Raw genomic sequence first — 21,964 nt, forward strand, 5'->3', positions numbered from 1 at the left:
GACCAGCCGACCGATCCGCGACGATGAGTCCTCGCGGCCGGGTTCCATGCGCGTCCGCCTCCCGGACGGGCCCTCGCGGGATGTGCTTGTCGCGGATGGTATTTTCCCGGTACCGTAGCGCGCCCGCAGCGGACCCGGGGTGATTCAATAAGTACGTCCGCGCACCCAACACAGCTCATGCGCGACGACTCGTCTCCAAGCAGTCCGGCCACTCCGCGTACCCGCATTCCGGCGGGGGCGCCCGCGGACTCACCCTATGCCCTGCAGCTCGAGCGGGGCTTTCCCGGCCTGCGCTTCGAACCCCTGCTCGAAGAGGAATTCCGCCAGGTCTTCCAGGCGGAGTCACGGCCCCAGATCCGGCGTAACCTTTGGATTGCATTGGTGATTGTCATCGGGTTCTCGGCGATGACGCACCTGGTGCTCGAGCCGGTCGTCAACCTGCTCATGAACAAGATCCGGCTCGTGATGTTCGCGCCGATCCTGGCCCTGGGCCTGGTCCTGGTGCGGTCCGGTCTCTACCAGCGCTACTACCCGATCGTCTGCCAGGTCAGCGCGCCGATCTTCGGTGCCGGCGTGGCGGTGCTCTCGGTCATCGCGGCCGGGCACGGCGTCAATCTCATCTCGACGGTCGTCATCATGACGATCTTCATCTACTTCATGCTGGGCATGCTCTTCTATGCCGCGCTCGCCTCGGCCTCGCTCGTTACGGTCTCTTATCTGTTCGCCGCGGTGATTGCCCGGCTCGATCCGGCCGTGATCGTGGTGGACGTGGGCGTTCTGCTCTCGGCCAACGTCATCGGGGCCATCGTCTGCTACACGCTGGAACGGACGAACCGGACCAACTTCCTCGAAGAACAGCTCCTGATCGAGACCGCCAGTCGCGATGGACTGACAGGAATTCACAATCGACGCTACTTCGACGACCACATGGATCGCATCTGGCTGCAGGCGATCCGCGACCAGCTTCCGGTCGCGCTGCTCCTCGTGGATATCGACCACTTCAAGGCCTACAACGACTTCTGCGGTCACCAGGCTGGTGACGAGTGTTTGCGCCGCGTGGCCCGCTCGCTGACGCGCAGCGCTCGTCGTCCGCTGGATGTGACGGCGCGCTACGGCGGTGAGGAGTTCGCGATCGTGCTGTACGACGCGGGACGTGAGCATGTGGAAGAGGTCGCGCAACGCATCCAGGCGAACATCCAGTCGCTGGCGATCGATCACCCTGCGTCGCCGCAGGGCGCCCGGCTCACCGTGAGTATCGGTGCTGCATGCGTCCAGCCTGTGGCAGGCCGCAGCCACTTCGGGTTCATCCAGCTCGCGGACGAAGCGCTGTACGCGGCCAAGGAGCGGGGCCGCAACTGCGTGGTCATCATGGACAAGGAATACGAGCAGCTCTCGACAGGATCGTTCAGGAAGAAGCCCTCTGACCGGCGATCGGCGGGATAGACGGCGGGAAGGCGGTGAGCCGCGAGCCAGAAGCAGAGTCCGGTGCGCCCGCGACCGACAGAGCCAGACGCTGCAAAATCATCCGTTCCGCCGATGGCAGCGGAGGGGAGCTCGAAGAAGCTATGAGCTGCGAGCGATGAGCTTCGAGCCGGAAAGCAGAACGGAATCGATGACACCGGGCGCACCGCTCGGACATTTCCGAAACCGATAGCCGGATAAGCTGGCCCCGCTCTTGCAGCACCAGAGCGGCGGCTATGATCCGGTGCATTCAATGCCGCCGGAGCGCCGCGCCGCGGTTCCAAATTCTGGCTCATCGCTCATCGCTCACAGCTCGCCGCTCCTATGTCCCAATCCGCCCCCGTTTCCCGTCCGATCCGCAGCCTGATGGTCGCCAATCGCGGCGAGATTGCCATCCGCGTCATGCGAGCGGCTGCCGAGCTCGGCATGCGAACGGTGGCGATCTACTCTCAGGAGGACCGCTTCTCGCTGCACCGGATGAAGGCCGACGAGAGTTATCTCGTGGGCGCCGGCAAAACGCCGGTTGAGGCGTATCTCGATATCGCCGACATCATTCGCATCGCGAAGGCGGCGCAGGTCGATGCGATCCATCCGGGCTATGGGTTTCTCTCCGAGAACCCGGACTTCGCCGAAGCGTGCGCGGCGGCGGGACTGATCTTCGTCGGTCCAACGCCCGACATCATGCGGCGGCTGGGGAACAAGGTGGCTGCGCGCAATCTGGCGGTCTGCGCTGGTGTGCCCGTCATGCCGGCCACTCCGCCATTGCCGAGAGACGATGAGGAGACCATCCGCCTGGCGCGTGAGGTCGGCTTCCCGGTCATGCTCAAGGCGAGCTGGGGCGGCGGCGGTCGCGGCATGCGCATCGTCGAGCAGGAAAGCGAGCTGAAGGAAATGGTTGCAACCGCGCGGCGCGAAGCCAAGGCGGCGTTCGGCAACGACGAGGTTTATCTCGAGAAACTCGTGCGACGCGCGCGACATATCGAAGTGCAGTTGCTCGGCGATAGCCATGGCAATCTCGTCCACCTGTTCGAGCGTGATTGCACTGTTCAGCGCCGCAACCAGAAAGTGATCGAGCGCGCTCCCGCAACATTCTTCACAGCCGGGCAGCGCCAGTCGCTGTGCGAAGAGGCGCTCAAGATCGGTCGAGCTGTGAATTATCGCAATGCGGGCACTGTCGAGTTCCTCCAGGACGCCGACACGGGCAAGTTCTATTTCATCGAGGTCAATCCGCGCGTGCAGGTGGAGCACACCGTGACCGAGGCGGTGACGGGTATCGATATCGTCCGGGCGCAGATCCGCATTGCCGAAGGCGCCGTGATCGGTGAGCCGGACAGTGGCGTGCCGCTGCAGGAGAACATCCGGCTGAACGGCTTCGCGATGCAGTGTCGCGTGACCACGGAAGATCCTGAGAACAACTTCACGCCGGACTACGGTCGCATCACCGCCTATCGCAGCCCGGCCGGGTTCGGAATCCGGCTGGATGCAGGCACGGCGTATTCAGGCGCGATCATTACGCGTTCGTACGACTCGCTCCTCGTGAAGGTGACTGCGTGGTCGCCAACGCCGCAGGAAACGATCGCTCGCATGCATCGGGCGCTGTGGGAGTTCCGCGTTCGCGGCGTCGTGACGAATCTGCGCTTCCTCGACCAGCTGATCCTGCATCCGAAGTTCGCCTCCGCCGAATACACGACGAAGTTCATCGATCAGACGCCGGAGCTGTTCCGCTTCCCGCGCAAGCGCGACCGCGCGACGAGGCTCCTCAATTTCATCGGCGATGTCGTCGTGAACGGCAATCCGGAAGTGAAGGGGCGCCAGCGACCGGCAAAGTGGACGAACCCGAAGCTGCCGAAGGTCGATCTGCCTGCGCCGCGGGCCGGGACGAAGCAGAAGCTCGAGGAGCTCGGCCCGGAGAAATTCGCCAGCTGGATGCTGGAGCAGAAAGCTGTCCTGCTCACCGACACGACCATGCGCGATGCGCATCAGTCACTCCTGGCGACGCGGTTCCGTACGCATGACATGCGGGCGATCGCGCCCTATTACGCAAGCCTGCTGCCCGAGTTGTTCTCGGTCGAATGCTGGGGCGGTGCGACGTTCGATGTGTCGATGCGCTTCCTGGGTGAATGTCCATGGGAGCGGCTGCACGAGTTCCGGCAGGCGATGCCGAACGTGCTGCTGCAGATGCTGCTGCGGTCCGCCAATGCCGTCGGCTACACGAACTATCCCGACAACGTCGTGCAGTACTTCGTCCGTCAGGCGGCGAAGTCAGGCATCGATCTTTTCCGCGTGTTCGATTCGCTGAACTGGGTGCCGAACATGCGCATCGCGATGGACGCCGTGCGCGATGCGGGCAAGCTGTGCGAAGCGGCGATCTGCTACACCGGCAATCTCTCCGATCCGAAGCAGACCAAGTACGACCTCAAGTACTACGTCGGCCTGGGCCGCGAATTGAAGGCGGCCGGCGCGCACATCCTCGGCATCAAGGACATGGCGGGCCTGTGTCAGCCGCGCGCTGCCTTCACGCTGGTCAAGACGCTGAAAGAAGAGCTGGGCCTGCCCATTCACTTCCATACGCACGACACGAGCGGTATCGCCGCAGCCAGTGTGCTGGCAGCGATCGACGCCGGTGCGGATGCCGTGGACGGCGCGATGGATTCGATGAGCGGACTGACATCGCAACCGAACCTCGGGTCGATCGCGGAGTCGTTGCGGCACGGCCCCCGCGAAGCCGGGGTCAGTCTCGATCACCTGCGGACGATCTCGAGCTACTGGGAGCAGGTGCGTCGTGGATACGTCGCGTTCGAGAGCGACCTGCGATCCGGCGCGTCGGAGGTTTATGTGCACGGCATGCCGGGCGGCCAGTTCACCAATCTGCGTGAACAGGCGCGTTCGCTCGGTATCGACGATACGCGATGGCCTGAGGTCGCCCGTGCGTACGCGAGCGTCAACGAGATGTTCGGTGACATCGTCAAAGTGACGCCGACATCCAAGGTCGTCGGCGATATGGCGCTGATGATGGTCGCGAGCGGCCTGACGCCGCAGCAGGTGCAGGACCCGGACAGCGAGATCGCCTTTCCCGAATCGGTCGTGTCGCTGTTCCGCGGCGATCTCGGCCAGCCGTACGGTGGCTTCCCGCAGGCACTGCAGAAGAAGATCCTCAAGGGCGCTGAGCCGCTGACAGCGAGGCCGGGCGAGTCATTGCCGGCAGTCGATCTCGACAAGGCGCGCGCGACCGCAACTGCAAAGACCTGGCGTGAGATCACGGACGAGGAGTTCGCCTCGTATCTCATGTATCCGAAAGTCTTCCTCGACTACATGCAGGCACGCCTCGACTATGGCCGGGTGAGTGTGCTGCCGACCGGGCTCTATTTCTATGGCATGGAGCCGGGCGATGAGGTCACCGTCGAGATCGAGCGCGGCAAGAGCCTGATCGTCCGCTTCGTTGCCGCGAGCGAAAGTCACGAAGACGGCACGCGTACAGTGTTCTTCGAGCTCAACGGGCAGCCACGTTCGGTCAAAGTGCCGGATCGCAGCCAGGTCGCGCTCAAGCCCCCGCGACGCAAGGCCGATGCCGCCAACGCGAATCACGTCGCCGCGCCGATGCCGGGAACGGTCGCAACCATCGCAGTCTCACAAGGCGCGCGTGTGGCTCGCGGCGATGTGCTGCTCACGATCGAGGCGATGAAGATGGAAACATCCGTGCGGGCAGAGCGCGATGCGACGATCGGGGAAATCGTGACGCGGCCGGGAGAGGGAGTGGATGCGAAGGATCTGTTGATCGTGCTGGCGTGAGAGCCGCATCGTCATTCCCGCGCACGCGGGGATGACGTCTCGCCAGGCTCAGGTATTCCTGCCCGCCGACCGCTCGCCGCTACCGATTTCCGACAACGGCCCCGGCATCCCCACCGCAAATCCCTGCGCGTAGTCGACGCCGATCTCGCGCAGCTTGTGGAGTACTGCGGTGCTTTCGACGGATTCCGCGACGACTTTCTTCCCCATCACGTGGCCGATGTCCGTGATCGAGCGGACCATCTCGTAGTCGACGGCGTCGTCGATGATGTTGCCGACAAACAGGCCGTCGATCTTGAGGAAGTCCACACTGAGCGCCTTGAGGTACGCGAACGAGGACACGCCGCTGCCGAAGTCGTCGAGTCCGAACGCGCAGCCGAGCGTGCGCAACCCCGAAATCAGCTGGTTGGCACGTGTCAGATTGCCGATCGCGGCGGTCTCGGTGATCTCGAACCCGATCTTGTGCGGCGACACCCGTGTCTCCCGCAGCTGCGAGCGGATGAAATCGAGCAACTGCGGATCGCCCACGGAATCGCCCGAGAGGTTGACGAAGATGCGCGCGATGCGTTCCGCCTGGTCGCGATGCGACGCCAGCCATTCCAGCGCCGCGGAAATTACCCATCGGTCGAGTCGCAGCGACAGGTTGTAGCGTTCGACCGCGGGCAGGAATGCGCCGGGCGGCACGATGCGCCCTGACTCATCGCGCATCCGCAGCAGCAACTCGTAGTTGCGCAAGCCGCCGGAGCCCGAGACCGGAACGATCGCCTGCGCGTCGAGATAGAACCGGTTGTCTGCAAGCGCCTGTTTGACGCGAGCTACCCACTGCATCTCGCCGTGACGCTGGGCGACGAGACTGTCGTCCTCGCGATAGAGGTGAATGCGATTGCGGCCCTGGTCCTTGGCGGTGTAGCACGCTGCATCGGCGGCCTGCATGACCTGCGTGATGCGGCGGAACTCGGTGCTGACCGGCACGACGCCGATACTGGCGCCGACGGAGAACGTGCTGCTGCCCCAGACGAACTGGTGCTGCTCGATGGCCTTCAGCAGGCCGTTGGCGACGGCAGTGGCATCGTCGATCGAGCAGTTGTGCAGCAGCAGACCGAACTCGTCGCCGCCGAGGCGTGCGAGCGTGTCGTTGCTGCGCACACGGCTTTGCAATGTCTGAGCGAGCTGTCGCAGCAGCTCATCGCCGGCGACGTGTCCGCAGGTGTCGTTGATGATCTTGAACTGATCGAGATCGAGATAGCACAGAGCATGCGCTGCGCCACTCGCGTTGGCGCTGTCGAGCGCCGACTGCAGCCGGGCTTCGAACTCCCGTCGGTTGATGAGCCCCGTCAGTGCATCGTGACTCGCCTCGTAGGAGAGCTGGCGCGAGAGCTCATGCGCTTCGGTGATGTCGGTGAGCGTGCCTTCATAGTAGAGCGTGCGGCCCTGGTCGTTGCGAACGGCGCGTGAGTTCTCGAGGACGACGATGCGTCGCCCATCCTTGCGCCGCAGGACGAGCTCGGCATTGCGGATCTCTCCGGACGCCGCCATGGCCCTCATCCAGTGGTCGCGATCCTCGGCGTACATATAAAGATCGCGCGCGATGTTCAGTTCGAGGAGCTCATCTTCCGATTCGTAGCCCAGCAGTTTCACCAGCGCCGGGTTCGCGGCCATGAAGTGACCGTCCGGCGTGGTCTGGAACACGCCCGCTACCACGTTTTCGTACAACTCGCGATAGCGTGTTTCCGATGCCTTGAGCGCAAGCAGCGTGTGGGTGCGCTCGGTCGCATAGCGCAGCGCCTTGCCGAGCAGCGTGTGGACGACCTGCTGCTTGATGAGATAGTCGAGTGCGCCGCGCTCGACGGCCTCGATGCCCAGATCCTCATCGTTCTGGTTGACGAGGACGATGATCGGATAGACCGTGACCTTGGGCTGCAATCGCAGGAAGGTCGTGATCCCCAGGCTGTCGGGAAGGTTGAGGTCAATGAGAACGACGTCGATGCGGCCGCTCTTGATGCGCGCCAGTCCATCGGCAAGCGTGTGTTCGACCTCGATGCGGTACGACGTGCCGCGCAGCAGCGCGAGTTCCTCGCGGATGAGCTGCTCGTCCTCCGGGTTCGCGTCGATGAGCAGGACGGTTGCGGAGTCCATGAACCGTGAGATTACAGCGGCCCGCGTGTCGTGGGCTAGCGCGGGCAATACGGTCTGCCCGAAGCATCTAGCACGCAAAGCGTGGTCCTTGGTTAGAATCGCGCTATGACCTTACTTCGAGTCGCCGAGCCGCAGGAGGAGCGGGCCCAGCGTCTGGAACGAGAGTTCCAGGCCGTGCTCGATGCGGCGGTCGATGCGGTCGTGCTGTTCGACCACGAGGGACGAATCGAGCTGCTGAACCATGCCGGTGAACGGATGTTCGGCTACAAGGAAGAAGACGTCGTCGGCCTCAAGGTCAACATCCTGCTGCCCGAACCCTACCGCTCGCAGCAGGACGACTATCTTCGTCAGTACATCGAAGCGGGCGAGCCGCGGATCGTCGGCATCGGCCGTGAGCTGCTCGCGAAACGCCGCGACGGCAGCGAGTTCTCCGCCGAGATCGCGATCGGGCGGGTGCAGGGCACCGATCCGCCGCGCTTCGCCGGATTCATTCGAGACATCACGGTCCGGCGCAACGCCGAGGAGGCCCTGCGCCGCAGCGAGGCCCAGCTCACCATCGCGCAGGAGATCGCGAACCTCGGCAACTACGTCGTCCACTTCGACAGCAATCTCGAGGACTACTGGTCGCCGCACCTGTACCGGGTTCTCGGACGTCGCTACGGCGAACGATATATTGGTGTCTACGAGTACCTGGAGCCGATGGTGCATGCCGCCGATCGCGCCCGGTGGCAGCAGATGCGTGACGAGCTGGCCGCGGGTGCCCGCTCGGCCGACATCGAATACCGCATCATTCATCCGGACGGGTCGCTTCGTTACGTACACCATATCGCCCAGACGACCCGCAGCACGGATGGCCGGGCGCTGAGGCAGGTCGGCACGCTGCACGACATCACCGACCGGCGCCGTGCCGAAGACGAAGCGCGCCAGATGCAGGACCGCATTGCGCACTTCGGCCGGATCTCGACGATGGGCGAGATGGCCGCGGGTATCGCCCACGAGGTCAACCAGCCGCTGACCGCGATCGCGACGTTTGCCCAGGCGTGCCAGCGTCTGATCGCCAGCGGGGACTTCGAGCTGCAGGAGATCAACGACGCGCTCGAGCAGATCAGCGGCCAGGCGTTGCGCGCCGGTGAAGTGATCCGCCGCCTGCGCAGCTTCGTGAAGAACCGCGAGGTACGGCGCGAACCGATCGAGGCGAATCGCCTGCTGGAGGACGTCCGCATGCTGGCGCAGACGGATGCCCGTCATCACGGCGTCCGTTTCCGGCTCGAGTCGAGCCCGGACTCGCCGCATGTGAAGGCGGACGCCGTGCAGATCCAGCAGGTCATCCTCAACCTCGTCCGCAACAGCATCGACGCCATGCAGGAGATTCCCGAGGCACAGCGCGAGATCCTGCTGCGGACGCAGATCGATGCCGAGGGCGACGTCGAATTCATGGTTGCCGACCGCGGCGTCGGTGTCGCCGCGGTCGCTTCGGCCGAGCTCTTCAATCCATTCTTCACCACGAAACCGGGCGGCACGGGGCTCGGCTTGTCCATCAGCCGCTCGATCGTGCGTGCTCATGGCGGCAAACTGTGGTGCAGTGCGAACCCGGGTGGCGGGGCGCGATTCTTTTTCACGTTGCCGGCAGTGCCGGCGCCAGCAGGGAGTTGAGTGTGATGAGGGGAAATGCGACTACCGCACGGCCGACGATCTTCGTCGTCGACGACGATTCGGCTGTACGCGATGCCTTGAAGCTGCTGCTGCGCTCGGTGGGCCAGGCCGTCGAGACATTCGGCTCCGGCCAGGAATTCCTGGATGCGTACAGCGAGGACCGGCCCGGCTGCCTGGTGCTCGACATCCGCATGCCCGGCATGTCCGGTCTCGAGCTGCAGCAGAAACTCAACGAGCGGCATTCCATCCTGCCGATCATCTTCATCACCGGCCACGGCGATGTGCCCATGGCGGTGGAAGCGATGCAGGCCGGTGCCGTCGATTTCATCCAGAAGCCGTTCCGCGATCAGGACCTGATCGACCGGATCAACCAGGCGCTCGAGAAGGACAGCAACAACCGCGCAGCCCTCGGCGAACGCAACGACATCCGCCGCCGACTCGAAACGCTCACGCCGCGCGAACGCGAAGTGCTCGACCTCGTCGTCCACGGCAAGGCGAACAAGGTGATCGCCGGCGATCTCAAGCTGAGTCAGCGCACGGTCGAAATCCATCGCGCCCGCGTGATGGAGAAGATGCAGGCATCATCACTCGCGCATCTGGTGAGGATGGTGCTGGAGGTTGGGCAGGCGTGAGAAAGAAGCGATGAGCGATGAGCTGCGAGCTTCAGAAGCTCCGGTCGTCCTGCTCGTCGCTCGATCACCTTGATGCGTCCGCAGCTCTTCTCTTACTCCGGCTCATCGCTCGCAGCGCGTAGCTCATCGCTTCTTCTCCTACTTTTGTCGCGTTGCACTTGCGCTGCGTGCGCTGCATGACGCGCTTTGCAGATTCTTTTTAGGTACAAGTGCGAATTTCTGGTGAGGCGTCGCTCGGCGAAACATAGCACCCATGCGACCACGGCCCACAAGTGATTCCACCGCCCCCAATCCTCCCTGCGGCTCGGATGTCTCTTGTACAGTGGCCGTGGCCGCTTTTTTTGACTACCAACTTCCGTGGCGACTCGTCCAATCGTTGCAGTAATCGAAGCCGACGCAAGGGATCGCCGAACGCTTCGCTCACTGCTCAGTCCACTCGATGCTGAGATCCACGACTTCGAGAGCGCGGAGAGTTATCTCGCGGATCACGGTCGCGCGCCCGGCTGCCTGATCACTGAGGTCACGCTTCCCGGAATGTCGGGTCTCGATCTGTTGCGATTGCTGCGCGCGGACAGCACGCCGCCGCCAGTGATTCTCTTGGGGGATGAAGCTGATGTGCGCGCGGCGGTGACCGCAATGCGCGAAGGCGCCGTCGACTTCATCGAGAAGCCGCACATCGATATCGCAATCCTGCGAAGAGTTGCGTATCTGCTGGATCATCAGGGAGCGAAGCACTGAAGGCCGCGATCGGTCACGGTCTCATTTCATTCGGCTCTGGTCATCTCCGCTCTGGGATCGAACGGCAACTCCTTCTGCATCTGCTCGTACAGTTCCTTCGCCTTCGGCGAATCCGCGGGAGGCAGGACGATCTTGAGCACGACGTACTGATCGCCCGGCGTCGGACCGGGGAGACCGCGACCTCTCAACCGCAACTTCTGCCCGGCCTTCGCATTGGCGGGAATTCGCAAGTCGACGGTACCGGCGAGCGTTGGCGTTGGAACAGTCGCGCCGAGCGCGGCTTCCCACGGAGCGATGGGCAACTGGAGCGTGATGTCGCGACCCTCGGCCTGGAAGAGCCGATGCGGTTTGAATCCGATCTCGAGATACAAGTCACCCGCGGGGCCGCCGCCCGCGCCCGGGCTGCCCTGGCCGGCGAGGCGGATCTTCTGTCCTTCGATGACGCCGGCGGGAATCGTTACTTTCAAGGTCCGCGGCTTGACCAGCACGCGGCCGCTTTCATCGAGCTGCGGTGTCTTCAGTTCGATGTTCTGAGCGCCGCCGCGAAAGGCATCTTCGAGATCGATCTGGATCTTGGCCGCATGGTCTTCGCCCGCGGATGAGAATCCGCCGAACCCACTGCCGCCGCGCTGACCGCGAAACGCACTGCGGGCGCCGAAGAGCGATGAGAAGAAGTCGCTGAACCCCGAATCTTCGCGGCCGCCGAACGATGTCGTGAACTCGAAGTCACGGCCCCAGTCCGGCGGCGGGGTGAACGACTGGCCCTGGCGCCACTGCGAACCGAGCTGGTCGTAGGCGGCGCGCTTCTCCGGATCCTTCAGGACTTCGTAGGCTTCCTGGACTTCCTTGAACTTGTTCTCGGCGTCGGCTTCCTTGCTGACGTCAGGATGGTACTTGCGCGCCAGCCGCCGATAGACACGCTTGATGTCTTCGGGCTTGGCGTCGCGTTCGACACCGAGAATCTTGTAGTAGTCCTTGTAATCCATGGATCGGCTTCAGGCGCGGGCGATCGACCTTCCGAAAGATAGAGAAATGTAGCGCCAGAACTGAAGGCGCGAGCGTCGGATTTCAAGTACGCCGGGACTGACCGCCCGTCAGGCGCGCGGGCGGCGAAGCAAGCCGAGCAGGCTCAGTGCGAGAAGGAGGAGCGGGCTGGTCGATCCGCCGCCGCCCTGGCCGCCGCCGCTGTTGGACGGTTCCGTCGAAGGTGCCGGCGTCACGCTTACGCTGCGCTCCGCGCGGTCATTTGCGCTGTTGGGGTCGACATAGTCGCCCGAGACAGCGGTGGCGATCGTCGCGGTGCCGGCGCTGCGGGGAGTTGCGGTGATCGTGCCAGCTGCGGAGCCGTTCGCTGCAAGCGAAGGCACAGTGCAGCGGATCGACGTTGCGGAGACGGTGCAGTCGCCGCCGGCGATCTGCCCGGCCGAGGGCTGCATGCCTTCGGAGAAAGCGACTTCGACCTGAACACCCGTGACGTCGATGACGGCTGCATTCGTCACGGTGAAGCTGGCGGTGAGGCTCGAACCGACGACGCCGGTTGCGGGTGCGTCAGCAGTGACTGCGAGATCGGCTTCGGGCTCGATCACCAGCGTGCCGTCGCCCGAGTTGTTGCTCGTCTGTGCGTCGTTGAGCGTGCTGACGTGCGCGGAGATCGAGTTGCTGCCGACGACATCACTGTGCATCGTCATCTCGATGACCCGCGAACCTCCGGCGGGAATGTTGCCCATTTCGCAGGTCACGGCGCCGCCGCCGCTGGCGCTCGTGCAGGTGCCGCCGGCGACGAAGACATCGTCGATCATGACGACCGGCGGAACGAACAATCGCGCGCTGCTGCTGATCGCAGTCGAGCCGCCGGTGTTCCTGATTTCGAGGTGCCACTCGAACGGACGTCCGACCGCCGCTGTGTGGGTACCGAGATCGATCGGGATCGACAGATCCGGTGCCGTCAGCGGCAGGAGGCATGTCGCCGCCTGCATGCGCGGGAGGATGACGCTGACGCTGCACTGAGAGAACGTCGTCGCGCCGGCATTCACGGAGGGCGACATCAGATACTGGCCTTGCGGTGTCGACGCGCACTGCTTTTCGGGATCGCCATCGTGCGGCGCGCCGAAGTTGTGACCGATCTCGTGCGCCGTGATCAGCGAGTCGATCGTCGAGTTGCCGCTCGTCTGTGTCAGGCCCGCGCCGTAACGTCGATGACAGAGCGAATCCGTGTAGGCGATGCCAACGGTGGTGCCGTCGAGATCGCGGCCGGTGAAGAGGTGCGTCAGGCCGCGTGCGCGCAGCAGCGATGTACGTTCGCGCAATGAACCGAGCTCGCTGACCAGCGTGTTCGCATCTGTCGTTGCAGGCAGCTGCGACGTGAGCGCGTCGTCGATATTCGTGGTCGGGACCTGGATCTCGACCCCGAGCTGCGCGCTGAAGATGCCGTCGACGTTGTTGAGCCGGATCAGCACGGCTTCGCGCGCGGTCTGCACGCTCGAGTAGCGATTGCGGAAGAGCGAATCGGCGAGCGCGGAAATCTCGAGCCGCATCGATGCGCCGGCGGCCTGCATGATGATCGGGGAGCTCTTGAGTTCGGTGACCAGCGCGGCGTACGCATCTTTGCCCGAGCGCAGAGGCTCTTTGCCGCAGAACGGCGCGTCCGAATCGAACTGCGCATCCGAGAGCTTGAAGATGATGGTCTCGCCGGTCCTGGCGTCGTCGCCGAGGATCGCGGCCGAGTCGACCAGATAGAGCTCATCGCCGTCCCAGATCATTCCGCTGATCGACTGGGCTTTGGCGCTCATCCGCACCCAGGAGCCTGGAACGTTCTCGATCGTGCCCTGATAGAGGCTCAGCGCCGAGCCCTCGGCCTGCGCGGCCTTTGCGGCGGCGGTCAGGCGGGGATTGAGTTCCAGGGCGAGGTTGAAGCGCCGGCCATAGGCATCGAACTTCAACGCGCGAACGGTGGAGGCTTTCTGGGATCCGGCGGGAGCCGTGGACAGGACCGGGCGGAAAGCTTCGTGCGCGAGGACGCGAACGGGCGTGGCGGCATCGCTATGCCCCATTGCAACCGCAGGCGCCGCCAACGTGGCGCACAAGACGATTCCTGGCCAACGGCCAGTGCCCGAACCCCCGCTAAGCCCCATTCCCCGTCCCGGATCCAGTAAGAGCGCACGTTTTCCCATACTTGCCGAAAGTGAACAAGGACATCCGTCGCGAACAGCGCAGACCTGGGCGCTATGTCACGTCCATTGTTTCTGAACTGCGACAAACACGTGATCCAGTCGATGATTTGATGACAGGCAGCGGGCACGGGGTCGCGCCCGAATCCCGAGTCCCGAGCCCCGCGGACTCAAACCCTCTTCTTGCACTACATACGAGCATCGAAAGAAATCAGAGCGCTAAACTGGTGCAGGTTGGGTGAGCGCGATGCCGCAGGTCGCCGTCGCGGCTGGCGTGCCGTTCGCCGCGAAGCACGGCACAGAACGTGCATTGCAAAGCTTCGCTGCGGCAGTGAGGTATTCTGGCCTTTGCCCCTGCCGAGCAGCACCGAAAAACCTAACTGACCGCCGCACTTCGAGACAGGAGCCACGGGGAAAATGAAACTCATCAGCGCGATCATCAAGCCCTTCAAACTCGACGACGTGCGTGCCGCACTTTCGGAGATCGGCGTTTCCGGCATGACCGTGACCGAAGTGAAAGGCTTCGGCCGCCAGCGCGGACACACGGAGCTGTATCGAGGCGCCGAGTACGTCGTCGATTTCGTTCCCAAGACCCGCATCGAAGTGGCAGTGAAGGACGCGCTGGTCGATCAAGTGGTCGAGGCCATCATCAATGCCGCCAAGACCGGCAAGGTCGGCGACGGCAAGATCTTCATCACCGACCTGGAGCGCGTGCTGCGCATCCGTACCGGTGAAGCGGACGACCAGGCACTCTGACGCCCAACCGCTGTCATTCCCGCGCAGGCGGGAATCCATCGGGTAACAGATGGACTCCCGCGTTCGCGGGAGTGACGAAGCCCGACTCCCGCGTTCGCGGGAGTGACAAACCGATATCAGCCCACCTGCTGTTCCATTCCTCCAGCCGGAAACTGCGGCTGGACGTCCAATTCCGCCGCTCCCTAGACTGACCGCCGTTCCTTCACTGGCGGTGGTTCAATGACACACGCGATTCGATTTCACGCCCACGGCGGGCCCGACGTATTGCGCTGGGAACAGGTCGACGTCGGCGAGCCTGGTCCGAAGGAAGTGCGCATCCGCCACACCGCGGTCGGCCTGAACTTCATCGACGTTTACGAACGAACCGGCCTGTATTCGTCGAAACTGCCCACGACTCCCGGCCGCGAAGGCGCTGGCGTCATCGAAGCCGTGGGCTCCGGCATCCGCGACTTCGCTGTGGGTGATCGCGTCGGGTACGCCGCGGATCGTGGCGGTGCCTACGCTGAAGCTCGTGTGATGCCCGCTGAGCGGCTCGTGAAGCTGCCGTCCGCGATCGACGATCGAAGCGCAGCCGCCCTGATGCTCAAGGGGCTCACCGTTCAGATGCTGTTGCGACAGATTCATCGCGTGCGCAAGAGCGATATCGTGCTGATTCATGCAGCCGCTGGCGGTGTCGGCATGATTGCCGTGCAGTGGGCCAAACATCTTGGGGCGACTGTCATCGCGACCGTTGGATCCGCGGCAAAACAGGATGCGGTTCGTGCTCTGCGCGCCGACCACGTGCTGACGCTGGAAGAAGACTGGGTTGCCCAGGTCAAATCCATCACGCGCAAGCGCGGCGTGAATGTCGTTTACGACTCCGTCGGCAAGGACACCTTCATGCAGTCGCTCGACTGTCTGCGTCCCCGCGGCCTGATGGTTACGTATGGCAATTCGTCCGGCCCGGTGCCGCCCGTGGCGCCTCTCGAGCTCAGCAAGCGAGGATCGCTCTTCCTCACTCGACCGACGCTGTTCAACTACACGGCTACCCGCAGTGCATTGCAGCGTGCCGCGGACGAGTTGCTCGATCTGGCCGCGCGTTCTGTGATCAAGGTGCACGTCGGACAGACCTATCCGTTGCAGGATGCCGCCCGGGCGCATCGGGAGCTGGAAGCCCGACAGACGACCGGCTCGACCGTGTTGCTGCCCTGATAGCGACGTCGCGAGGCGTCCGCTGCGCCTCGCGAAACAGATTCTCAGCGGTGCAAAGTGATCGCAGACAGGCCACTGCCGGACGCCCGAAGGACGATGCGCGGATTTGCCGCACTCGTCGTCGTATGCGCGGGCGCCTGTTGTGGCTCATACGCTCGGGCGGAGGAGAACACCGCCGCCGAAGGCGAGGGCGAGCCGGCCGCGGCTGCAACGCAACCGCCCCCGACACTGGAAGCGCTCGAAGCGCAAGGCGCCACGATCGGCCGCATCATCATCGTGAATGAGGATGTGTTCGACACGAATCTGCCCGAAGAGAACAACTGGCTCTTCCGGCTAGCCAACAAATTCCACATCGAGACGCGGCCCGACATCATCAAGGAGCAGCTGCTCGTCCGCAGTGGCGACCCGTTGTCCGCGCGTCGCGTGCGCGAGAGCGAGCGGATACTGCGTACGAACGACTATCTCTTCGACGCCAGGATCACGCCGGTGCCGTCTCAGGACGGCACTGTCGATCTGGTCGTGCGCACCCGCGATGTCTGGACGCTGAAGCCCGGCATCAGTTTCGGCCGCAGCGGTGGAGAAAATTCCACGGGTATCGAGTTCGAGGAATCGAACCTGCTCGGCCGTGGCAAGGAGATCGAACTCGCCTTCACGCGCGATGTCGATCGCGACATCAAACGGATCCGCTACCAGGATCCGCACTTGCTCGGCAGCTGGAATCGCATGCAGCTTGCCTACGAAGACAACAGCGACGGTCGGCTGCGGGACTTCTCTTTCGATCGTCCGTTCTACTCGATGGAAACGTCGTGGTCCGCGGGGGCCGGCGCGGCGGACTGGGATCGCATCGACTCGCGCTACGACCTGGGCGAAGTCGTCGACAGGTACCGGCACATCGAAGAGGACGTGAGCGCCTTCGGCGGCTGGTCGACAGGCGTTTCGAACGGCTGGGTACGGCGCACGGTGCTCGGCGCTTCCTACGAAAGCGATCGGTTCTATTCGATCGAGGACGATCAGGCGGCCAGTGTTCTGCCCGAGGATCGCGTGCTGGCGTATCCATTCGTGCAGGTGACGCTGCTCGAGGACGCTTTCGAAGAGCGACGCAATCAGGATCAGATCGAACGCACGGAGGATCTGTACACCGGCACGTTCTGGCGCGGGCGTATCGGCTATGCGTCCACGCAGCTCGGCTCTGATCGCGATGCGTGGATGCTGGCGACATCCGCGGGCGCCAGCATCGAGCGCGGCGAGAACAACAAGCACACGACGGTGTTTGCTCTGAGCGGCGAGAGTCGCATCGAGGATGGCGACCTGCGCAATGGCGTACTCACCGCGCTTGCGCGCTACTACTGGCGAACGTCGCCGCGGCAACTCTTCTTCGCGTCACTGAGCGGCACGGTCACCGAAAGTCTCGATGCCGATCGACAGCTTCTGCTCGGCGGCGACAATGGATTGCGGGGCTACCCACTGCGCTATCAAGGCGGTTCTTCCCGTGCGCTGCTGACACTGGAACATCGCGTCTACACGAAGTACTACTTGTTCCGGCTGTTTCACCTGGGCGGCGCGGTCTTCTTCGATGCCGGCCGCACGTGGGGCAAGGGAGCCGTCCCCGGTGTGAACCAGGGACTGCTCAAGGATGTCGGCGTGGGCCTGAGACTCGGATCGAGTCGCTCGTCCTTCGGCAACGTCATTCACCTGGATCTGGCGTTCCCGCTCGATGGCGACAACACCATCGATGACATGCAGTTCCTGGTGGAGACGAAGAAGAGCTTCTGAATCGAGTTATTTCTCCGTGAGCGGTGTCCAGCCCGGCTGGCCCGCAATGCGATCGCACCAGGCGCGCACATTCGGATACGGCTGCAGGTCGAAGCCGCCTTCATGCGCGACGTGGACGTACGCGAACAGCGAAATGTCCGCGAGGGAGTAGCGTTCGCCTACGAGATACGTGCGATCGCGCAGGGCGTGTTCGAGCACGTCGAGCGCGGCATAGCCGCTCTTCTTTTTCTCGATGAGCTTCTCGCCGAGCTCGGCGCGGGTCTTTTGCAGCGAGTTGACCCAGAAGCGCACCGTTCCGATGTTGGGCTCGACGTGATACTGCTCGAAGCACATCCAGTGCCACATGCGGGCGCGCTCGAACGGATCGGTCGGAATGAGATCCGAGCTCTCGGCCAGGAACGAAATGATCGCGTGGCTCTCGGGCAGATACCCTTTGCCCGGGACTTCCAGCAGCGGAATGCGACCGTTGGGATTCTTGACCAGAAATTCGGGCGTCCGGGATTCGCCGCGCTTGATGTCGACTTCGACGAGCTCGTACGGAATGCGCAAGTACTTCAGGACCAGGCGGGCTTTGTAGCCGTTCCCGGAGGGCAGGTAGTCATATAAGCGATACATCGTCACTCCCTATCAACACGCCCGGCCTTCCCCAACAAAGGCTCGCGGTGCGCTTCGAGCGCCCACGACATACAAATCGGTCGCAACACCCTGCCCGGTGTGACGACCGAACGAACTGTTAAGCAGGTATGGGTTATGCGCGGAGCGTCGTTGCGCCGCGCAGGATCGCCAGCGCTCCGCTGCGCACGACTTCCAGCACTTCACCGAAGCTCCCCACTTCGGCAACGAACCGGTTGATCTGCGATTCACTGTCAGTGAGTTCGACGGTAAAGCTTTCGGGCTCATCCGACAAGACCCGCGCATTCGCCTTCGTCACCGACTCGCGCAGACGCACGGTGAGACTCGGTGGCACGCGCAGCTTGATGAGCAGCAACTCACGTTCGACGTGCTGATCGCTCGTCATGTCGTCGACGTTCACCACGTCGATGAGCTTGAGTGATTGATTCACGATCTGCTGCACGACGGCTTCCGATCCGCTCGTGACCAGCGTCAGGCGCGATACGGTCGGATCGTCGGTCGGCGCCACGTTGAGCGATTCGATGTTGTACCCGCGCGTGGCGAAGAGGCTCGTGACGCGCGTGAGCGCACCGACTTCGTTCTGCAACAGGATGGAAATGATGTGACGCTTGCTGGTCATTGACGGTGTCTTCCTCGGCGGTCCCGCATCCTTGGGACCGATCGCGATCCCGCTGCGGGGCACGCGAGCATAAGGGAAGACGCGCCAATTGCCACGTTCCGGCCAGGGTCGCGGCTCATCCCGCACCGCGGGGCGCCTGTCACACGCTTTTTGCCCTGAAATGGACGCGCAGGGAAGGATGCTGCTAGGCTCTTTGCAGTGCACTAGCCTCTCTGGCCGGCTTTATCCGGCCGCCAGCGGGCCGCACGTATCCCCCTGATCGAACAGGCCCGCCCTGCGGTCCTGCCAACGGAACATAGCCGTGAAACACAGTCACGCAGCGCTCCAGACCAGCGCCCATCCGCTTGCCGGCCAGCAAATGGCCGGTGCCGACATCATTGTCCAGGTGCTCGCCGACGAGGGCGTGGACATTGTCTTCGGCTATAGCGGCGGCGCGATCCTGCCGACGTACGACGCCATCTTCGTCTACAACCAGAAGAAAGATGCCCGCAAGATGCCGCTGATCGTGCCGGCCAACGAGCAGGGCGCGGGCTTCATGGCGGCGGGCTATGCGCGCGCGAGCGGGAAGGTCGGTGTCTGCGTCGTGACTTCCGGCCCGGGCGCAACCAACACCGTGACCCCGGTGCGCGATTGCATGGCGGATTCCATTCCGATCGTCGTGATCTGCGGCCAGGTGCCGACGGGCGCGATCGGCAGTGATGCATTCCAGGAAGCGCCGGTCGCGAGCATCATGGGATCGGTCGCGAAGCACATCTTCCTGGTCACTGATCCGACCAAGCTCGAGGCCACTGTCCGCACTGCTTTCGAGATTGCGCGCACCGGTCGCCCCGGTCCGGTCGTGATCGATATTCCGAAGGACGTTCAGAACTGGCGCGGCGCGTTCCAGGGATCGGGCCGCCTTCCGGTCGCGGGCTACCGGCACCGGATGAATCGTCTCGTTCGCAACGTGCTCTCCGACGATCAGTGCGCCGACTTCTTCCGCATGCTCGGCGAAGCGAAGCGTCCGCTCATCTATGCGGGCGGCGGTGTGATCAATTCGGAAGGCGCCGAGATCCTGCGCGAGCTCTCGAACGAATTCCAGATTCCAGTGGTCACCACTCTGATGGGGCTCGGCGCGGTCGACACGATGCATCCCTTGTCGATGCGCATGCTCGGCATGCACGGCGCGGCATTCGCGAACTATGCCGTCGATGATTGCGACTTCCTGTTTGCAGTGGGCGCACGCTTCGATGATCGCGTAGCGGGCAATCCGCCGAAGTTCGCGCCGAATGCGAAGTGCATTGCGCAGATCGATATCGACGCGTCCGAGATCAACAAGGTCAAGCCGGTGCAGTGGCATCACGTCGGCCTGCTGCCCGAAGCGCTGCGTGCGCTCAAGAACTACGGCCGCCGTGTGAGCTTCCGTCGCGACTGGTCGCCATGGCACAGGCACTGCGCGGATCTTCGTTCCAAGTACGCGATGAACTACGACCGTGCGAGCACGCTGGTGCAGCCTTACTACGTGCTCGAAGAGATCAACAAACTCACGAAGGGTAAGGCCATCATCAGCACGGGCGTAGGCCAGCATCAGATGTGGGCCGCGCAGTATTTCGATTTCGCTGATCCGCGACTCTGGCTCACGTCCGGCAGCATGGGCACGATGGGCTTCGGCCTGCCCGCTGCGATCGGCGCTCAGTTCGCGCGGCCGGATCGGCTCGTCATCGACATCGATGGTGACGCGAGCATTCGCATGAACATCGGCGAGCTCGAAACAGTCACGACCTACGATCTGCCGGTGAAGGTCATCGTGCTGAACAACTGCGGCGACGGCATGGTCAAGCAGTGGCAGAAGCTCTTCTTCAAGGGCCGCCTGTCCGCGAGCGACAAATCGCTGCACAAGAAGGATTTCATCAAGGCCGCTCAGGCCGACGGCTTCCAGTTCGCGGTGCGCCTCGAACGCAACGAAGACGTCGCCCGCGTCGTGCGTGAGTTCATCGAGTTCCCCGGCGCCGCATTCCTCGAAGTCATGATCGACCCTGATGCCGGCGTCTATCCGATGGTCGGCCCCGGCCAGGCCTACGAGGAGATGATCACCGGCGACCACATTCCGTCGCGGCACAAGACGGAAGTGCGCGCACCGGATGCGTCGGAAATGTTTTGAAGAGGCGATGAGCTGCGAGCGACGAGCTGTGAGCCAGACTTCCGGCGGCACCATCTGGCGCGCGCAGTGCTCTGTCGCTCGTGTCGATTCTGGCTCATAGCTCGTCGCTCACCGCTCGCGGCTCCCATGAAATACCTCCACACCATGGTCCGAGTGACCAATCTTCCTGAGTCGCTGAAGTTCTACTGCGATGCGCTCGGTTTGCGCGAGCTGCGCAGGACGGAGAGCGAGAAGGGGCGATTCACTCTCGTGTTTCTCGCGGCGCCGGGCGATGACGAGGCGCAGGTCGAGCTCACGTACAACTGGGATCCCGAGGACTACAGGATCGGTCGCGCGTTCGGGCATCTCGCTTACGAAGTCGATGACATCTACGCGACGTGCCAGCGACTGATGGATCGCGGCATCACGATCAATCGACCGCCCCGCGATGGCCGGATGGCGTTCATTCGTTCTCCCGACAAGATTTCCATCGAGCTGCTGCAGAAGGGAGGAGCGCAGGCTCCCAAAGAGCCGTGGGTGTCGATGGGGAATACGGGCGAGTGGTGAGAAGAGGCTGCGAGCTGCGAGCGACGAGCTGTGAGCCAGAAATGGAGACGCAGCACTTGCCCGGCTCGGTGTCCGCTCTATCCCTTCGGTCTTCTTTTCCGGCTCACAGCTCGTAGCTCACAGCTCACCGCGTCCCAGCCCTCTCATGGCCATCCCTCCCCCTTTCCAACCCATCTTCCGCGTCAGCCCCGTCATCGAGATGCTCGGTCCCGTCTACTCGCACGGCAGCGGTCTCGATCTCGTCGTCGGGATGCGGGCGGAGCAGAAGCACTGCAATCTGCGCGGGCATGTGCATGGCGGCGTGCTCGCAACATTGGCGGATATCGCCCTCGGATACACGCTCGCGTTCTCGTCCGATCCGCCGGCCGGGTACGTGACGGCGAGTCTCTCGATCGACTACGCGGGGCAGGCTCGGGTGGGCGACTGGCTGGAGACGCGAACGGATGTGCAGCGCCGCGGAAATCGGCTCGCGTTCGCCAACTGCTACATCCTCGTCGGCGAGCAGCGCATTGTGCGGGCCAGCGGTGTGTTCATGGCCGCCGAATGGCCTGCGGGATCAGCCAAAGGCTGAGTCGAATCCGCGAGTCGTGCCGCTGGGCGGATCGCGCGACATAAATAAAGATGAAGCATCGTCAAACCCGATTGCTTCGACGAAAAGCCGGCTGAGAGAATCAGGTCGCCGCCAGCGTTGCGGTGCACGGTCGGGGGTCGTTCGACATGAAGGTGCCACAGG

At 63.5% G+C, this 21,964-nt stretch carries 16 protein-coding genes; 11 read left to right on the forward strand and 5 right to left on the reverse strand.

All coding sequences use genetic code 11. From position 1 onward, the window contains the following. Positions 1-177: 177 nt before the first annotated feature. A complete protein-coding gene (locus HNQ60_RS11455) occupies positions 178-1,443 on the forward strand; it encodes a GGDEF domain-containing protein (RefSeq protein WP_184331755.1) in 1,266 nt (421 codons plus the stop codon). 342 nt (positions 1,444-1,785) lie between these two features. Continuing rightward, complete coding sequence (pyc, locus tag HNQ60_RS11460; RefSeq protein ID WP_184331757.1) at positions 1,786-5,250, forward strand: pyruvate carboxylase; 3,465 nt, start codon at positions 1,786-1,788, stop codon at positions 5,248-5,250. A 48-nt stretch (positions 5,251-5,298) separates the two neighbouring features. On the opposite strand, the gene HNQ60_RS11465 is transcribed toward pyc, so the two are convergent. Further along, on the reverse strand, positions 5,299-7,383 hold the full coding sequence (locus tag HNQ60_RS11465; RefSeq protein ID WP_184331759.1) for an EAL domain-containing protein: 2,085 nt from the start codon (positions 7,381-7,383) through the stop codon (positions 5,299-5,301). Positions 7,384-7,488: 105 nt separating this feature from the next. On the opposite strand from HNQ60_RS11465, the gene HNQ60_RS11470 reads away from it, so the two are divergent. From HNQ60_RS11470 to HNQ60_RS11480, 3 genes are all read left to right on the forward strand, one after another. Continuing rightward, positions 7,489-9,036 carry a PAS domain-containing sensor histidine kinase gene (locus HNQ60_RS11470; protein ID WP_184331761.1) on the forward strand — a complete coding sequence of 516 codons (1,548 nt, stop codon included), beginning with the start codon at positions 7,489-7,491 and terminating at the stop codon, positions 9,034-9,036. Between the two features lie 5 nt (positions 9,037-9,041). After that, positions 9,042-9,668, forward strand: coding sequence for a response regulator FixJ (gene fixJ / locus HNQ60_RS11475; RefSeq protein ID WP_184331763.1), 627 nt, complete (start codon positions 9,042-9,044; stop codon positions 9,666-9,668). 357 nt (positions 9,669-10,025) lie between these two features. After that, positions 10,026-10,406: a response regulator gene (locus HNQ60_RS11480; RefSeq protein WP_184331765.1), complete on the forward strand. Its 381-nt coding sequence runs from the start codon at positions 10,026-10,028 to the stop codon at positions 10,404-10,406. A gap of 26 nt (positions 10,407-10,432) precedes the next feature. On the opposite strand, the gene HNQ60_RS11485 is transcribed toward HNQ60_RS11480, so the two are convergent. Together HNQ60_RS11485 and HNQ60_RS11490 are read right to left on the reverse strand one after the other, a co-directional pair. Next, a complete protein-coding gene (locus HNQ60_RS11485) occupies positions 10,433-11,392 on the reverse strand; it encodes a DnaJ C-terminal domain-containing protein (RefSeq protein WP_184331767.1) in 960 nt (319 codons plus the stop codon). Between the two features lie 108 nt (positions 11,393-11,500). Next, positions 11,501-13,489: a M12 family metallo-peptidase gene (locus HNQ60_RS11490; RefSeq protein ID WP_184331769.1), complete on the reverse strand. Its 1,989-nt coding sequence runs from the start codon at positions 13,487-13,489 to the stop codon at positions 11,501-11,503. 501 nt (positions 13,490-13,990) lie between these two features. Between HNQ60_RS11490 and HNQ60_RS11495 the strand changes: the two genes are divergently transcribed. The 3 genes from HNQ60_RS11495 to HNQ60_RS11505 all read left to right on the forward strand — a co-directional run bounded on the left by HNQ60_RS11495 (position 13,991) and on the right by HNQ60_RS11505 (position 17,293). Then, entirely contained in the window at positions 13,991-14,329 is a 339-nt protein-coding gene (locus HNQ60_RS11495; protein ID WP_184331771.1) for a P-II family nitrogen regulator, read from the forward strand. A gap of 219 nt (positions 14,330-14,548) precedes the next feature. After that, positions 14,549-15,520, forward strand: coding sequence for a quinone oxidoreductase family protein (locus tag HNQ60_RS11500; protein ID WP_184331773.1), 972 nt, complete (start codon positions 14,549-14,551; stop codon positions 15,518-15,520). A 96-nt stretch (positions 15,521-15,616) separates the two neighbouring features. Further along, positions 15,617-17,293 carry a BamA/TamA family outer membrane protein gene (locus HNQ60_RS11505; RefSeq protein WP_184331775.1) on the forward strand — a complete coding sequence of 559 codons (1,677 nt, stop codon included), beginning with the start codon at positions 15,617-15,619 and terminating at the stop codon, positions 17,291-17,293. A gap of 6 nt (positions 17,294-17,299) precedes the next feature. Here HNQ60_RS11505 and HNQ60_RS11510 read toward each other — a convergent pair whose 3' ends face one another. Next, positions 17,300-17,908, reverse strand: coding sequence for a glutathione S-transferase family protein (locus tag HNQ60_RS11510; protein ID WP_221304135.1), 609 nt, complete (start codon positions 17,906-17,908; stop codon positions 17,300-17,302). 133 nt (positions 17,909-18,041) lie between these two features. Beyond that, entirely contained in the window at positions 18,042-18,545 is a 504-nt protein-coding gene (gene ilvN / locus HNQ60_RS11515) for an acetolactate synthase small subunit (RefSeq protein ID WP_184331779.1), read from the reverse strand. A gap of 358 nt (positions 18,546-18,903) precedes the next feature. Here ilvN and ilvB point away from each other — a divergent pair, with 358 nt between their 5' ends. From ilvB to HNQ60_RS11530, 3 genes are all read left to right on the forward strand, one after another. Further along, positions 18,904-20,685 (forward strand): biosynthetic-type acetolactate synthase large subunit, encoded by a 1,782-nt coding sequence (ilvB, locus tag HNQ60_RS11520; protein ID WP_184331891.1) that lies wholly within the window; start codon positions 18,904-18,906, stop codon positions 20,683-20,685. Between the two features lie 126 nt (positions 20,686-20,811). Further along, on the forward strand, positions 20,812-21,231 hold the full coding sequence (locus HNQ60_RS11525) for a VOC family protein (protein WP_184331781.1): 420 nt from the start codon (positions 20,812-20,814) through the stop codon (positions 21,229-21,231). A 145-nt stretch (positions 21,232-21,376) separates the two neighbouring features. Further along, positions 21,377-21,802, forward strand: a complete 426-nt coding sequence (locus tag HNQ60_RS11530; protein ID WP_184331783.1) for a PaaI family thioesterase — start codon at positions 21,377-21,379, stop codon at positions 21,800-21,802. Positions 21,803-21,964: the final 162 nt, after the last annotated feature.

It is taken from the genome of Povalibacter uvarum (assembly GCF_014202975.1).
In the GTDB taxonomy this organism is placed as follows: Bacteria; Pseudomonadota; Gammaproteobacteria; order Steroidobacterales; family Steroidobacteraceae; genus Steroidobacter; species Steroidobacter uvarum.

Coding starts and splice junctions, on each gene's coding strand:
- HNQ60_RS11455 (WP_184331755.1), top strand. CDS start 178: ATGCGCGACGACTCGTCTCCAAGCAGTCCGGCCACTCCGCGTACCCGC.
- pyc (WP_184331757.1), top strand. CDS start 1,786: ATGTCCCAATCCGCCCCCGTTTCCCGTCCGATCCGCAGCCTGATGGTC.
- HNQ60_RS11465 (WP_184331759.1), bottom strand. CDS start 7,383: ATGGACTCCGCAACCGTCCTGCTCATCGACGCGAACCCGGAGGACGAG.
- HNQ60_RS11470 (WP_184331761.1), top strand. CDS start 7,489: ATGACCTTACTTCGAGTCGCCGAGCCGCAGGAGGAGCGGGCCCAGCGT.
- fixJ (WP_184331763.1), top strand. CDS start 9,042: ATGAGGGGAAATGCGACTACCGCACGGCCGACGATCTTCGTCGTCGAC.
- HNQ60_RS11485 (WP_184331767.1), bottom strand. CDS start 11,392: ATGGATTACAAGGACTACTACAAGATTCTCGGTGTCGAACGCGACGCC.
- HNQ60_RS11495 (WP_184331771.1), top strand. CDS start 13,991: ATGAAACTCATCAGCGCGATCATCAAGCCCTTCAAACTCGACGACGTG.
- HNQ60_RS11500 (WP_184331773.1), top strand. CDS start 14,549: ATGACACACGCGATTCGATTTCACGCCCACGGCGGGCCCGACGTATTG.
- HNQ60_RS11505 (WP_184331775.1), top strand. CDS start 15,617: ATGCGCGGATTTGCCGCACTCGTCGTCGTATGCGCGGGCGCCTGTTGT.
- HNQ60_RS11510 (WP_221304135.1), bottom strand. CDS start 17,908: ATGTATCGCTTATATGACTACCTGCCCTCCGGGAACGGCTACAAAGCC.
- ilvN (WP_184331779.1), bottom strand. CDS start 18,545: ATGACCAGCAAGCGTCACATCATTTCCATCCTGTTGCAGAACGAAGTC.
- ilvB (WP_184331891.1), top strand. CDS start 18,904: ATGGCCGGTGCCGACATCATTGTCCAGGTGCTCGCCGACGAGGGCGTG.
- HNQ60_RS11525 (WP_184331781.1), top strand. CDS start 20,812: ATGAAATACCTCCACACCATGGTCCGAGTGACCAATCTTCCTGAGTCG.
- HNQ60_RS11530 (WP_184331783.1), top strand. CDS start 21,377: ATGGCCATCCCTCCCCCTTTCCAACCCATCTTCCGCGTCAGCCCCGTC.